At 42.3% G+C, this 12,506-nt stretch carries 16 protein-coding genes; 5 read left to right on the forward strand and 11 right to left on the reverse strand.

Annotated features, from left to right (window positions below; all coding sequences use genetic code 11):
• On the forward strand, window positions 1-1,389 hold the full coding sequence (locus AB6E85_RS19175) for a hypothetical protein (protein ID WP_372143702.1): 1,389 nt from the start codon (window positions 1-3) through the stop codon (window positions 1,387-1,389).
• Window positions 1,390-1,555: 166 nt separating this feature from the next.
• Here the strand turns inward: AB6E85_RS19175 and AB6E85_RS19180 are convergent, their stop codons facing one another.
• The 8 genes from AB6E85_RS19180 to radC form a co-directional block, all read right to left on the reverse strand.
• Window positions 1,556-1,792 (reverse strand): hypothetical protein, encoded by a 237-nt coding sequence (locus tag AB6E85_RS19180; protein ID WP_372143704.1) that lies wholly within the window; start codon window positions 1,790-1,792, stop codon window positions 1,556-1,558.
• Between the two features lie 42 nt (window positions 1,793-1,834).
• Window positions 1,835-2,095 (reverse strand): hypothetical protein, encoded by a 261-nt coding sequence (locus tag AB6E85_RS19185; RefSeq protein WP_372143706.1) that lies wholly within the window; start codon window positions 2,093-2,095, stop codon window positions 1,835-1,837.
• 50 nt (window positions 2,096-2,145) lie between these two features.
• On the reverse strand, window positions 2,146-2,526 hold the full coding sequence (locus AB6E85_RS19190; protein ID WP_372143708.1) for a hypothetical protein: 381 nt from the start codon (window positions 2,524-2,526) through the stop codon (window positions 2,146-2,148).
• Window positions 2,523-3,290 carry a transcriptional regulator gene (locus tag AB6E85_RS19195; RefSeq protein WP_372143710.1) on the reverse strand — a complete coding sequence of 256 codons (768 nt, stop codon included), beginning with the start codon at window positions 3,288-3,290 and terminating at the stop codon, window positions 2,523-2,525. The genes AB6E85_RS19190 and AB6E85_RS19195 overlap by 4 nt, the downstream gene beginning before the upstream one ends.
• Before the next feature lie 137 nt (window positions 3,291-3,427).
• On the reverse strand, window positions 3,428-3,604 hold the full coding sequence (locus AB6E85_RS19200) for a hypothetical protein (RefSeq protein ID WP_004735711.1): 177 nt from the start codon (window positions 3,602-3,604) through the stop codon (window positions 3,428-3,430).
• Window positions 3,605-3,607: 3 nt separating this feature from the next.
• The gene (locus AB6E85_RS19205) at window positions 3,608-4,051 is read right to left on the reverse strand and encodes a DUF2787 domain-containing protein (RefSeq protein ID WP_372143712.1); all 444 of its coding nucleotides are present in this window, start codon (window positions 4,049-4,051) and stop codon (window positions 3,608-3,610) included.
• Between the two features lie 46 nt (window positions 4,052-4,097).
• Window positions 4,098-4,535 carry a DUF2787 domain-containing protein gene (locus tag AB6E85_RS19210; protein ID WP_190960480.1) on the reverse strand — a complete coding sequence of 146 codons (438 nt, stop codon included), beginning with the start codon at window positions 4,533-4,535 and terminating at the stop codon, window positions 4,098-4,100.
• On the reverse strand, window positions 4,532-5,005 hold the full coding sequence (gene radC, locus AB6E85_RS19215) for a DNA repair protein RadC (protein ID WP_122056154.1): 474 nt from the start codon (window positions 5,003-5,005) through the stop codon (window positions 4,532-4,534). Before radC ends, AB6E85_RS19210 begins: the two co-directional genes overlap by 4 nt.
• 296 nt (window positions 5,006-5,301) lie before the next feature.
• On the opposite strand from radC, the gene AB6E85_RS19220 reads away from it, so the two are divergent.
• Genes AB6E85_RS19220 through AB6E85_RS19230 form a run of 3 tightly spaced genes read left to right on the forward strand, consistent with a single transcriptional unit; the run spans window position 5,302 to window position 6,986 of the window.
• Window positions 5,302-5,985, forward strand: coding sequence for a TIR domain-containing protein (locus AB6E85_RS19220; protein ID WP_272265358.1), 684 nt, complete (start codon window positions 5,302-5,304; stop codon window positions 5,983-5,985).
• Window positions 5,985-6,428: a hypothetical protein gene (locus tag AB6E85_RS19225; RefSeq protein ID WP_372143715.1), complete on the forward strand. Its 444-nt coding sequence runs from the start codon at window positions 5,985-5,987 to the stop codon at window positions 6,426-6,428. The genes AB6E85_RS19220 and AB6E85_RS19225 overlap by 1 nt, the downstream gene beginning before the upstream one ends.
• A gap of 12 nt (window positions 6,429-6,440) precedes the next feature.
• The gene (locus tag AB6E85_RS19230) at window positions 6,441-6,986 is read left to right on the forward strand and encodes a toll/interleukin-1 receptor domain-containing protein (protein ID WP_272265361.1); all 546 of its coding nucleotides are present in this window, start codon (window positions 6,441-6,443) and stop codon (window positions 6,984-6,986) included.
• A 123-nt stretch (window positions 6,987-7,109) separates the two neighbouring features.
• On the opposite strand, the gene AB6E85_RS19235 is transcribed toward AB6E85_RS19230, so the two are convergent.
• The 3 genes from AB6E85_RS19235 to AB6E85_RS19245 all read right to left on the reverse strand — a co-directional run bounded on the left by AB6E85_RS19235 (window position 7,110) and on the right by AB6E85_RS19245 (window position 9,387).
• The gene (locus tag AB6E85_RS19235; protein ID WP_372143717.1) at window positions 7,110-8,045 is read right to left on the reverse strand and encodes an LPD25 domain-containing protein; all 936 of its coding nucleotides are present in this window, start codon (window positions 8,043-8,045) and stop codon (window positions 7,110-7,112) included.
• 119 nt (window positions 8,046-8,164) lie between these two features.
• A complete protein-coding gene (locus AB6E85_RS19240; protein WP_372143719.1) occupies window positions 8,165-8,857 on the reverse strand; it encodes a hypothetical protein in 693 nt (230 codons plus the stop codon).
• 89 nt (window positions 8,858-8,946) lie between these two features.
• The gene (locus AB6E85_RS19245) at window positions 8,947-9,387 is read right to left on the reverse strand and encodes a DUF2787 family protein (protein ID WP_372143721.1); all 441 of its coding nucleotides are present in this window, start codon (window positions 9,385-9,387) and stop codon (window positions 8,947-8,949) included.
• A gap of 505 nt (window positions 9,388-9,892) precedes the next feature.
• On the opposite strand from AB6E85_RS19245, the gene AB6E85_RS19250 reads away from it, so the two are divergent.
• Window positions 9,893-12,506: type I restriction-modification system subunit M (locus tag AB6E85_RS19250; protein ID WP_372143725.1), on the forward strand; the 2,614-nt coding region annotated here is incomplete at its 3' end.

Below are 12,506 nucleotides of genomic sequence, written 5' to 3' on the forward strand. Positions count from 1 at the left end.
ATGGAAAATACAACGATTGAATTTAATGAAGTAGATTATATTGTGCCTACTGAAACATTTGGCATTGAATACTCTTACTTAAGTAAGCAAGGCTTTCCGTTCATAAAAGAGTTTTTGCTTAAAGCACTTTATATTTCACCGCTTTCTAAGTTTGAACTATCCTCATTTTTTGGCTTTAATCAGCGTGAATTAGCGGCTGCTATTGAGGAACCAATTAGTAAGGGTGAGGTTGCATATTCTGACGAAGGGAAGTTATTTCTAACCACACTGGCGAAAGGGTATTTTTCATCATTGGATGATAAACCTATGATCGAAAAGCCACAGTCTAGGACTTCTTCTGTTTCATTTGAACTCGCTGGGTTTAATAAAGTCAAAAATCAGCATGAAAATTGGCATACAGGCCTTCGTTTAAATGTTAATCATGAAGTGCAAAGCTTAAGTGAACAGCATGCAAGAGCGATGTTTACTAAACACTTTCAGCGGCTAGTAGAGAAAGGTGAGCTGGGGGTAATTAAGACTCATGATAACTCGTTACCTAGCCTTTATTCTGTTGATAAAGTATCTAGAAAGAAAACTATCTCTCACAGAGTTAAACGGAAATTTGAGATAGATTTAGACAGTCGTATTAAGCCTTTTTACGTTGATAAGCTTTATGAGAATGATGAGGCAATTACACAGGCTATTGCGCAAGAAACTGACAATATCAGATTAGGTAACAACTTAGATAGTATTACTGCTGCATGGGATGCTCTTGAAGATATGTCTGTTAGCCGTTTTATTAAAGGTGAGAGTATCGACTTTCGTGGAATGCTCGCGGAAATGGTAGCAGGCTCTTTTGATAAGCCGTATGAGCTTTTGGTTGGTCCATTATATGGAAATCAACCATGGAGTATTATTGAGAGCAATTTAAAGAAACTCAAGTCCCAGAAAAAGACACAAAAAACAAGAGAACTATACTGGTTTGGTGCTAATACCCGCTATTGGGGAATGAGTGAAGGCTTTAATAAAGCTAGAGATAGTCTGATTAACTATAGAGCGGATGCGAAAAATACCAATTATAAGCTGAAGGTGTATTTGCCATGTGATGATCATCAGAATGTTGAAAGGCAAGCAGGGAAAGCGTGGAAACACAAACTAGGTAGCATTGAATTCTGTGAGGGCATAAGAAATGGCTTGTTTAATGGTAACGTCGAGGTTTTACTCTTAAGTAATGAGTTTGCTGCCGTAAGTTATCACTTATCACTGCCTGATCTTAGTCCGGTTCATGTTCCTTTAGGTTTTTTTACAACTGACCAAAAATTAATCGTAAAAATAGAAAAAGTAGTTAATGAATTTCTGAAGGATTCTGTATCGCATGATAAACCAAATCTAATCGGAAAGTTTAAATAGATGTATGGTTCGGTAGAGTGTTAGATTTGATGTTGAGTACTAATGACCGGCACCTTCAAGCCTTCAAGAACGCCTCTAACTAATCAGGTCTTCTCTGAATAGAGGAGCTCAAAAAAAACGGGTAGCATTGTGCTACCCGTTTTTATGTGATTTATCGTTAGTGGTATTAGCTTCCTTCAGCAGCTTCACAGCCTTTAGGAACCGTAACCGACGATGCCTGTTTACCTGCGTTTAGGGCTGCTTTCACATCCAGCTTGTACTGAGTGCATTTGCCTACACTGACGTTAACCGCTCCCGCTTCTACCGATGGATTACCTCCAAGCGATCCACCACCTTGAGCCAAAACAAAAGGTGATGCTAGGGTAGTCAGTAGAACAAGTGTGTTTGTTGTGATGTTTTTCATTGTGTCATTCTCACTATAATTTTAAAAAGAAAGTTGGGGGGATTAGTTAGACGTTTGTTCAGCTTCAGGTGAGCACTTATTCTTATCGGAGGTTTGACCGTTAAGCTTTCCACACGCATCGGCTGTCCAATGTAGAAGCGCTCCAGCGACAAGAGTGGATTGAGGACCTTGTTTTCCATTCCAGTGTTTCTCCAGATGCGCCTTAGATATGTTTGGTGTTCCACCGAGCGCAGCGTTTGCCATTGATGAAACGCTTAGAGATGAGCTCAATGCAATCGCGATGAGTACGTATGATTTTTTCATATTCGATCCTTATTGGTGTTGATAAATAGATGAGTTGTTTTGCTTTCGGTTTAGAAGATGTAAATAAAGGTGCCAGCCGTTGACGTCACTTCAATTTCTTTCACGTTGTCTACGGTGCAGTTGTTGCTGTATCCCGTGTAGGTTTCCCCAAACTTCAATGAAACGTTTCTAGATAGCTCTGAGGCCGTGCCAGCAGGAATACGACAATTACCTCGGTTAATTACAATGTCGGTGATGACGGTGTTGTTGGTGATGGCTTGTAGGTCAAAGACTACGCTTCCCCAATGAGAGTTGGTGGAGATCGAGACTTCTATATCCGCAACGGCTTCAGGAGATTCTTCCTGCTCAGTGCATCCTGTTGCTCCAATAAACAGGGCCATCGTGGCTGCGTATCGAACCGATTGGTTTAGTCGATATTTTAGTTTGGTCATGGGTTTACTCTCCTCATTGGTGAGTGAAATTCTGGGTAACCTGCCTCTTCGTGAACCAGCATGAACTGCTCAACATTGAAGTCGACGGGATAGGTAAATGAAAATGTCGATACACTGGCCTCGTCGATGAGTGGTAAGGCAACGGTGTGTATTGGATGTTGGTCGGATAACCGAAAGAGCAGCAAGAGCGCGTCACACTGAACTGAGAGTCCCAGTGGTTCAATGAGCGTTTGCTCCTGCTGCAAAGCTTGGCTAGAGATCTTTAGCATTCGGTTGTTAAGTAATGCTTCATGGACTGACCCTAAGATTTGTTGTTGCTTGTTACTCCAGCTTCTCGTATTAGGTAGATTGAGGTGTACTTTGCTTAGCCAAAGTCGTTCTTTTGAAATGGCTGAAGCCTTATCCTGTAAGGGTTTGTCTCTCTCCGGGGACCGACCCAGTCCATAATTCAGTGCATCAGGAATAAGCGGTTTTAAGTACTTGTTGGTCAGTTGCCAATAGAGCATTTCTTGCTTATTTAGCTTCAGTAATTGCTCGGATGTTTTTCGGTAAACATGGGGCATGCTCATCGAATCACACTCCACGTTAAACACCTCCACAATGACTTCATCGAGGTAGCGTTTGATACTGCGCGTGGTGCGGTGGATATCGATTAGGGCTAACTGCTGCTGCAACTCCCTAACGGTGACCCATCGATGTTGAGGAATAAGCATCAGCGTGTGCAGCAAAGCAGATAAGCCTTCAATGCTGGTTTTATTGCTCATGGCTACTCTCTCAATACATAGCGCTCCACACCGGAGTCGGACATTTAATGTCGGGAGAATAGAGGTGGGTTCGACACATAATGTCCAACGGTTAAAGCGCCATCAATCGGCTTAGCGAAAGCGTGAGTCGATTAACATTATCGATGGTTGTTTTTATCTCTCAGCTCTGAGATGGCTACCAGTAACCCAATCAGCAGTACTACCAGAAAGCCTAAGGTCGTTAGGGTTCCAATGGCACCAAAGAAAGGGGAAAGAGAAAGTAACGTGATGAGGGCAGAGATAAGTTTGATGGTTTGTAGAAGAAGGGAAGTCATGAGTTATTGCGGGGTAAGAGTAATATCGTCGAATGCCTCCATCTCAACGTATGCGAGAAAATTACTTTCCCACAATTGATACAGCTCGATAGCCTCACGGTTATCTTTCATTGAAAACCAGCCGTGGTAGCTGGCAAAACATTGACTAGCGCGAAAGTCAAAATCTAAATTCCGCTCAAGCTCAGGGTAGTAGTTCCCCATATAAGCAAAGTCTGTGATGTACTCAATACACCATTCTCCTGTTGAAGATTGGCAAATAGACATTTCGACAGGGTGAAAGCCACCAGCATCAACACTGTAACTTTTATCACGAAAGTTAAAGACCACATGACGGCTGGTGGAGAGCGTTTCATTGTTAAGCAAATGAGCTGAGTACCGCTCATTAAGCAAGGTATACAGCTTCTTAGAAACTGGTAGGGGTAATGACGTAAAGGCTAATTGGGACATCGACAGTCCTCCTTGTTTAGGGATAAATCAGAAAGTAGGTAGGGGATTAGTTAAACGAGCTGACTAGCGAGAGTTGCACGCTATCAAAGACGTTTCGGCTTAGGTGGCGAGTTAATGCGTTCATCCAAGCAGAGAGCACCTCTTGCACTTCTGGGTGAGATAAATCCGTTGTTCCTGTATCGGGTTGATAGAACCAACGATTAGCAAGATGAAAGTACAGCTCTGGCTCTACTGAAGTACTGTTGTCATTAGGGTAAGAAAAGCTCGCAAAGAACACGATAAGCCAAGGACCTGAGCGTGACTCTCGTTTGAGCTGTATCTCTATAGGGTGCAGTCCTTGACGATGGCGGTAGTAACTCATTTGACGGCAGTTTAATACCAGTCTTTCAGCCTGTTCAGGCAGTGTGTGACCAATAAGAAGATTTTCTAGTGACGAGAGCAGTGCATCATTGATACTGATATCACCATAGTGTTGTTCAATCATAACCAGCCTCGCTCAGCAAATGAGGTGCAGATTTCGCCCGTTACGATATGGTCCAATACGCGCACATCCACCAGCGCTAAGGCATCCTTGAGTCTTTCGGTTATACGTCTATCCGCTTGTGAGGGGGTAGAGTCACCTGAAGGATGGTTGTGAGCCATAATCACTGCTGCTGCATTCACTTCCAACACCGCTTTTACTACTTCTCTTGGGTAGACACTGGCGGCATCGACGGTGCCATGAAAGAGCTCTTTAAACTCAATCAGTCGGTTTTGGTTATCCAGTAGCAGTAAAGCAAACACTTCACGTTCATAGCTGCCTAGCTTGCAGCGTACATATTCTTTAGTGGCGTTAGGACTAATTAAGGCATCACCACGTACATAGCGCGTCGCGAGTATCTCAGCCGCATGCTCTAGGATTTCATTCTCCTGATAGCGCTGTTGTTTTTGGTAATCAGAATTTTGGGTATTCATTACGGGCTCCTGTCGGATTCAATGATGGTTATTCACATTGATGACATATGCCTGAATATTTTTTGGTTTAAGGGTGAGCAAAGGGAGTATAGATGACGATAGAAACACTTGGTGAACACTTTTTATTGAGCTGCTAGCCTAACGGACTGATACCACTAAATTTTTTATTTAAGGTGTCGGGACACACTTCTTTCCTTAGTAATTGACCTATTTTTGCTAATAACTGATTATGTGAGTAGTTTGGTATTGGCTGTTAGTTCCAACTCCGTTAGCGCATTCAAATTTCACGATATCTTATGAAGCAAACTAAAAAGTTAAAAGATCCGAAATGTGTACCTGATAATATCCTTATTGAGTCAGGAGAAAGTGGTACCATTGTTTCCATTGCCCTTGGCTCAATGATCGGGAATCTGATGTTTCCCGGTTTAGGTGGCGTTGTTATTGGTGGGGCTGTTGGTGCTGTAATAGGTAAAGAATCTAGAAAGGAAAAGATTTTGGCAAAAGTCCCTGTTTTTTATAGTTTTCATTTTGGCAATGATGTCATGAGAGTTCAACAAGTACGTAATATTGGCAGTATAGAAGGCAATGCTCCGACGACGCCAAATCAATGGGAAACCTTGAAACGAACTGGTAAAAAAGCAGTGGAAAACTGGATTGATCAGAACATGAAGTATAAACGTTGTGTTGTTGTTTTGATTGGTAGTGAAACCGCCTCTAGGCCTTGGGTTGAGCATGAGATAATTAAAGCTTGGAACGATGGTAAAGCTTTACTAGGCATCCATATTCATAATCTAAAATGCCCTCGAACAGGAACAAGTAGAAAGGGTAAAAACCCATTCGATCAAATTAAATTCCAAGACGGTAGTAGCCTATCATCTGTGGTTCCTTGTTATGATCCTGACACAGTAAATGCATATAGAGATATAGCGCTAAATATGGCTAGTTGGGTCGATCATGCAATCAAGAGTAAGGCGAACTAATGGCTGAAGAATATTTAACGATCGACCCAGAGTCTGCTTCAATTCAAACTCATTTAGGTATTTTACAGGGCATCATACAACGTATGGCATCCAATAGCTCAGCTTGTAAAGCTTGGTGCGTGACATTGGTTTCCGCTGTTTTGGTTATCGTCGCAGATAAGAGCCGACCAGATTATGCTTATATTGCTATCTTACCCACGATAGTCTTCGCTGCTTTAGATGCTTATTATTTGGCTTTGGAGAAAGCCTTTCGTAACTCTTATAATGATTTCATAATTAATCTACACAACAAAACGCTTACAAAAGAAAGTTTGTACTCAGTAATACCGAAAGGGGAAATGTCCACTTTGCAATTTCAATCTCTTTTGTCGTTTTCTGTATGGGGGCTTTACTCGTCGTTGGTCCTTTTAATTTTGATCGTGAAAATTATAGCTATTGGGTAAGGTAAGCAGTTAATGGTTCAGTTCACTACGTTTAATGATCTAAAGAGTTTTAACAGAAACTTAGCGACTAATTCTCAAGTGATATTAAAGGCCGCTTACTCTAAAGGTAACAAAGATACTTTTCTATCTCATTCATCTAAGGATGCAGAATACTTGCCGGGGGTCATTGAGTTACTAGAAAAGCATGGTGCATCGGTATACTGTGACCTAGATGACGACAGGATGCCAGAAACACCTAATCCAGATACAGCGAAAATTATTAAAGGGCAGATACAAGAAAGTAAAAAACTGGTAGTTTTTGTCACGATAAATAGTAAAGATTCAAAATGGGTGCCGTGGGAGTTAGGTATTGGTGATGCCAGTTTAACAACATCAAATGTAGCTTTATTGCCTGTAGCCAATAATTCGTACGAGCAGTCATGGGCTAAGCAAGAATATCTAGGCATTTATAGGCATATTGTTTATGGTGCTTTACAAGGTGAACCTAAACCTGTTTGGATGGTTTATGACTACCGTACAAACACAGCAACTAAATTAAGCAAATGGTTCAGAGGCTAATGCCGAATCAGATAATGCCGCTAACAAATGGTCCAGATACTTTTCTAAGCCGATTGATTGCTGATTACGGTAAAAAAAGAATACCATCTAGATTGAGAGGCGATCAATTCGCCTCTCTTTATTTTATTTGCGTACCGCGAACTCACCTAAAGGCACATACCGTGCTTTGTTCTCCTCTCTGTAAAAATTTCGCTTCTTGATTTGCCATCCGTAACGAATGTATTTGGTGTCGGTTAGGTAATAGCCTTCTCCCATGGCAAAGCGCTCACGGTGTTCAACGCTTTTATCTGGATCGTTAAGAAAAGCCGTTTCAGGGTGATTCAGACATGCTTTGCGCAGCTCTGGAAATAGGTTTCGAGAGTGTTTCGACCACGCGAGAATAATAGTCTTCAACGTTTTGGTGTGAAACTCTCCTGCATACGGTTCACTGATTTCAGCGTCATAGTCCGTGAGTGTGGCAACAATCACGCCCTTTGCCCATTGTGGTACTTCTAAGGTTTCTTGAAAGGCCTCCTCCGCTTGCTGGTGTTTACGCCACGCTCTTTCCCGATCCTGTTGTTTGGCTTCTTCTTTTGCAGCTTCTTCAGCTTTAGCTTGCTCCTCGACCTGTTTAACCTGCATACGCCCTAGGTTTACGAATGAGTGGTCCAATTCATAAGTGTTTATGAGTTCGATTAACTGCTGGTGGTGTTTGTCATAAAGCCAAGGTTTATCGACATCCCCTTTATGCTGGCGGTAATAACGAGCCATGCTTAAGCAGTGTTCAGAAAAACCCTGATCATTACCACCACAGCCTAAATCTAAGCGGCATTCGTGCTGATATTCATTATCAAAGGTCACGGTTACTTTTGTTTTGTCGTACCCGCCTAATGGATTGCGTTTAGCAACCTCCAGAGCTTTCTTTTCGAACTCACTAAAGTCATAGAGTGTCTCTTCAGTGAACTCGCGAGATTCAGACCACTGAACAAGTACCGTGATCGGTTTGATTTTTTTTGCCTCTAACGTAGGTAAAGAATCATGTTGGTCTATGGATGAGCTGTTTGGTTGTGTTGTTTGCATGAGTGCTTCCTTTTTACGAATAAAATAAAAAAGACCACCTTGTTAAAAGGTGGCCTCTAGAGTGGTGGATAAACGTGTTTTTGGGTTGTTTAACGGTTTTGTTAACGGGGCTAGGAGTATTAGATAGAATGCTTCTTTACAGCGTGATAGGGCGGCTCTGAGCCATTTATCCAGCACTTGCCTTGGTAGCCATTGATGAGCTGCTGAAAGAGCCACATCTCAAAAGCAGACTTGGGTTTTATTGAGACATCAAAGCCATCGTCATCAAATCGTTGCCGTTCTTTCCAAGTTGCCTCTAAATCACTTAGCTGCGTTTTTAACTCATCTAATTGGGTTTGTTTGGATTTCTCTAATGGCGCTTTAAGCCATACCTCTAGGGTGTGGCAATACGGCATCACTCCATAGTCTTTAGCGAGGTTCAAAGTGTTACGTAATGCTCGTATCCAACCTTCTGCTTTGGTATCGCGACCATTGAGTTTGACATCTCCAGATTCAGCGGCTGCTGACCAGTCACAACCGTATTTTACGAGTAGTTGGTTGAAGGTGTTTACACCACAGAACTGCCAGCTACGTGCTCGTTTGTTTGTCTCCGTGTCAAAGAGATTACTAGAGCCAATGAGCATGTGGAGCATGAGTAGGTCATCTTCACGTAGCCTAAGTCTGTAACGTTCATACAGGGCTTGTTTGAGTTCGTTGGTACTTCGGGTGTCTGTGTGGTTGAGGCGTTCTCTGAAGAAGGTACAGGCTTGCTGAGCGACATCTTCTTTTGGTACACGCAGTGCTAGTTGTTCATAGACAATGTCATAGGACATAAGGGTTTCTCCTGTGAAAGAGTAAGGTAGTAAAATCATGGTGATACTAGAAACGAGGGGAGAGAGTGGTTATTAATTGTGCTCAGGTATTAGCGGCTACGCAGCTCGACTTGGTTGTAGACTCCCTTGGCTAAGTTAGCGATAAATTTGGATTCCCATAGCGTATATAGCTTGTCGGTGTTGGGGGCAGTCATACTCTTTAGACCAGAGTATCGAGTGGAGACTGTGGCATGAGTGAAATCGAACTCAATGTCTCGCTCAAGTGTCGGGTAAGGGTATCCATTGAAGCTAAAATCTGTGATGCAAAGGATTGAATAGAGGTTGTTAACGCCTTTCGCCAGTGCAATCTCAACAGGGTGGTAGCCTCCATGTTCAGCGGAGTAGTGCTTGTTACTGAAATGGATGGTGTGATGACCCTCTACGAGTCCTGTGTGTTTGTTTAGAACGTTGTTTAATGTATCCAGAAGAGCCAGAGAGATAGGCAAAGCTGTCTTGTTGAATGAAGTTGCGGGTAAGGGATTTCTATGCATAAGCAGCTCCTTTTTCTATCGGTGGGGTTATGCATAGTGATGAAATATATTTGAAAAGATTTGGATTCGAATGGATGGCAGGGGAGAAGGGCGTGATGCTGAATGATGAGTTATTTCGGCTAAAACAAAAATTTGTATATGAAAACGGAGTGCTGAAAGTTTGGTTTTGCGCATTGTCGACGTTCCAATTCTCCCGTATTCTCCATGTTTCAAAATGGACATAGAACTAGCGAGAGTACAGCTCGGTGGTTGCTGAAATAGTCGCGATTAAAAAGGCAGCGACATAGTTAAAGTCAGCTTAGAAAAACACTTAGAGACTAGCCTTTAAATATAGGCTCTCATCGACTTCAAAGTCGGTGGATTTTGGTGTTTAAGAGTGAAGCTCTTGAAGCCTGATACCAGAGCAAGAAGCTTAGGTTTAACTGAGTCCCTAAACACAATATGACGAACATGTGCCGACTGTTTTCACGATGTCGGTTAATAGTTGAAATGAATTGAGCAGAATATGAATAAGCAACAATTAGCGGCAAAAATCTGGGAATCAGCGAACCAGATGCGTTCAAAGATCGAAGCAAACGAATACAAAGACTACATCTTAGGTTTCATCTTTTATAAGTACCTCAGCGATCAACAGGTGCAATTTGTCACCAAAGAAGGGATGACGTCTGATGAAATCAAATCGCTAACAGAAGAAGACGCTGAAACAGTCAAATACATTCAAGATAACCTTGGCTATTTTATTGCTTACGAAAATCTGTTTTCAACGTGGGTTGATCCAACGTCCGACTTTGATGAGTCAAACGTGCGTGATGCGCTTTCTGCTTTTAGCCGTTTGATTTCCCCTACTTACAAAAAGTTGTTTGAAGGCATCTTTACTACCCTAGAAACAGGGTTGAGCAAACTTGGCGAAAGTGCGGGCAAGCGAACTAAAGCTATCAGCGACTTGCTGCACTTAATCAAAAGTATCCCTATGAACGGTCAGCAAGGCTATGACGTTCTGGGTTACATCTACGAGTACCTGATTGAAAAGTTTGCGGCTAATGCGGGTAAAAAAGCTGGGGAGTTTTATACGCCTCATGAGGTCTCGGTTCTCATGTCGCACATCGTTGCTCATGAGCTCAAAAATAAAGACACCATTGAGATTTACGATCCAACGTCCGGCTCTGGCTCACTCCTTATCAATATCGGTGAGGCTGTTGAAAAGTACGCTAAAAACAAAGACAGCATTACCTATTATGCCCAAGAGTTAAAAGCGAACACCTATAACCTAACCCGTATGAATCTCATCATGCGTGGTATTAAAGCCAGCAATATTAAAACCCGCAATGGTGATACTCTAGAAGATGATTGGCCATACTTTGATGAGAACGACCCACAAGGCACTTACGATGCTTTATACGTGGACGCCGTTGTCTCTAACCCGCCGTATTCACAGCAATGGGACCCTAGCTATAAAGATAGCGATCCTCGTTATTCACGTTTTGGTCTAGCCCCAAAAACTAAAGCCGATTTTGCCTTTCTATTGCACGATCTCTATCACCTAAAGCCCGATGGTATTATGACCATTGTATTACCTCATGGGGTGTTGTTCCGTGGTGGTGAAGAGGGGGAGATCCGCAAGCAGCTTATTGAGCAGAACCACATCGATGCCATTATTGGTTTGCCGGGTAATATCTTCTTTGGTACGGGTATTCCAACCGTGATTTTAGTACTCAAGCAAAAGCGTCAGAATACCGATGTCTTAGTTGTTGATGCGTCTAAGCACTTTATTAAAGAAGGCAAAAACAACAAGCTGCAAGCGAGTGATATTAAGCGTATTGTTGATGTTGTTATCAATCGTGAAAGTATCGATAAATTCTCGAAAGTAGTGAGTAAAGAAACTTTACGCAATAATGGTTACAACTTAAACATACCACGCTATGTGGACTCTTCAGCGGCGGCTGAAAGCTGGGATTTACACGCCACCATGTTAGGCGGTATCCCTAACAGTGAGATTGATGAACTCAATCCATATTGGCTTGCTTTCCCTGAACTACGCAGCACCTTGTTTACGGCTAAATCTTCCGCGTACAGTGAGTTGACTATAGCTAAAGACGCAGTCAATACAAGCATTAGCAGTCATCCACAGGTGGTAGCGTTTATAGCAGGTTACAAAGAAGCTTTTGCTGGGTTTGATGACGACTTAAACACCAAACTCATTAAAGGTTGGGAAGGGGTTAAACGCAATCAACAAGAGGCTTCATTAAGTGTTGAGCTATTTAACCGCCTAAGTCCTATTGCTTTAATCGATAAATATCAAGCCTATCAGCTGCTAAACAACCAATGGCAAATTATTAGCGCCGATTTAGAAATGATGCAAACCGAAGGTTTTGACGCAACGAAGCAAGTTGATCCAAATATCGTTATCAAAAAGACAAACGGCAAAGATACGGAAGTACAAGACAAAGCGGCTCCATGGAAAGGCCATATATTACCTTTTGGCTTAGTGCAAAACACTCACCTAAGCGATGACCTGGCAGCACTGGCGAAACAAGAGAATCGTTTGGCTGAAATCTCAAGCACACTTGAAGACATTTTAGAATCGCTTAGTGAAGACGATAAAGAGCTAGCTACGGTCAAAGAAAGCAAAGATGCTTTTGTCAATGCTGAAGTAGCAAAGGCAGCTAAGGCATTCTTGAAAGAGCAGAAAGACGGTAACGTTAAGTTCACAGAAGACAGTTTTGTTCTTGAAGAAAGCTACAAGGCCAAAATTATTCGTGCTAACAAACTTATCATTGAAGAAAAAGCACTGAAAAAAGCAGTGAAAGAAGCGGCAACTAAACTGCACCTTAAAACCAAAACCACCATTGAGGGATTAAGCGACGAGCAAGTGAATAACTTGCTGCATCTAAAATGGATCACACCATTGAGCAACGCGCTCGCTGCAATGCCAAGCAGTTTGATTACCCAGCTTACTAATAAGGTACAAGCCTTTGCGGATAAATACGCTGTAACCTATTCGCAAGTCGCGAGTGACATCAAAACCACTGAAGATGAATTAGCGGAAATGATGGGTGGTCTCACAGGTAATGAATTTGATATGCAGGGCCTAGCTGAATTCACTAGCTTGTTGAAGGGTG

This window comes from Vibrio sp. 10N.247.311.51, from assembly GCF_041467855.1.
Classification (GTDB): domain Bacteria; phylum Pseudomonadota; class Gammaproteobacteria; order Enterobacterales; family Vibrionaceae; genus Vibrio; species Vibrio coralliirubri.

What these genes read in the sequence shown, in the direction of transcription:
- AB6E85_RS19175 (WP_372143702.1), top strand. Translation starts at nt 1, where the DNA reads ATGGAAAATACAACGATTGAATTTAATGAAGTAGATTATATTGTGCCT.
- AB6E85_RS19180 (WP_372143704.1), bottom strand. Translation starts at nt 1,792, where the DNA reads ATGAAAAACATCACAACAAACACACTTGTTCTACTGACTACCCTAGCA.
- AB6E85_RS19185 (WP_372143706.1), bottom strand. Translation starts at nt 2,095, where the DNA reads ATGAAAAAATCATACGTACTCATCGCGATTGCATTGAGCTCATCTCTA.
- AB6E85_RS19190 (WP_372143708.1), bottom strand. Translation starts at nt 2,526, where the DNA reads ATGACCAAACTAAAATATCGACTAAACCAATCGGTTCGATACGCAGCC.
- AB6E85_RS19195 (WP_372143710.1), bottom strand. Translation starts at nt 3,290, where the DNA reads ATGAGCAATAAAACCAGCATTGAAGGCTTATCTGCTTTGCTGCACACG.
- AB6E85_RS19200 (WP_004735711.1), bottom strand. Translation starts at nt 3,604, where the DNA reads ATGACTTCCCTTCTTCTACAAACCATCAAACTTATCTCTGCCCTCATC.
- AB6E85_RS19205 (WP_372143712.1), bottom strand. Translation starts at nt 4,051, where the DNA reads ATGTCCCAATTAGCCTTTACGTCATTACCCCTACCAGTTTCTAAGAAG.
- AB6E85_RS19210 (WP_190960480.1), bottom strand. Translation starts at nt 4,535, where the DNA reads ATGATTGAACAACACTATGGTGATATCAGTATCAATGATGCACTGCTC.
- radC (WP_122056154.1), bottom strand. Translation starts at nt 5,005, where the DNA reads ATGAATACCCAAAATTCTGATTACCAAAAACAACAGCGCTATCAGGAG.
- AB6E85_RS19220 (WP_272265358.1), top strand. Translation starts at nt 5,302, where the DNA reads ATGAAGCAAACTAAAAAGTTAAAAGATCCGAAATGTGTACCTGATAAT.
- AB6E85_RS19225 (WP_372143715.1), top strand. Translation starts at nt 5,985, where the DNA reads ATGGCTGAAGAATATTTAACGATCGACCCAGAGTCTGCTTCAATTCAA.
- AB6E85_RS19230 (WP_272265361.1), top strand. Translation starts at nt 6,441, where the DNA reads ATGGTTCAGTTCACTACGTTTAATGATCTAAAGAGTTTTAACAGAAAC.
- AB6E85_RS19235 (WP_372143717.1), bottom strand. Translation starts at nt 8,045, where the DNA reads ATGCAAACAACACAACCAAACAGCTCATCCATAGACCAACATGATTCT.
- AB6E85_RS19240 (WP_372143719.1), bottom strand. Translation starts at nt 8,857, where the DNA reads ATGTCCTATGACATTGTCTATGAACAACTAGCACTGCGTGTACCAAAA.
- AB6E85_RS19245 (WP_372143721.1), bottom strand. Translation starts at nt 9,387, where the DNA reads ATGCATAGAAATCCCTTACCCGCAACTTCATTCAACAAGACAGCTTTG.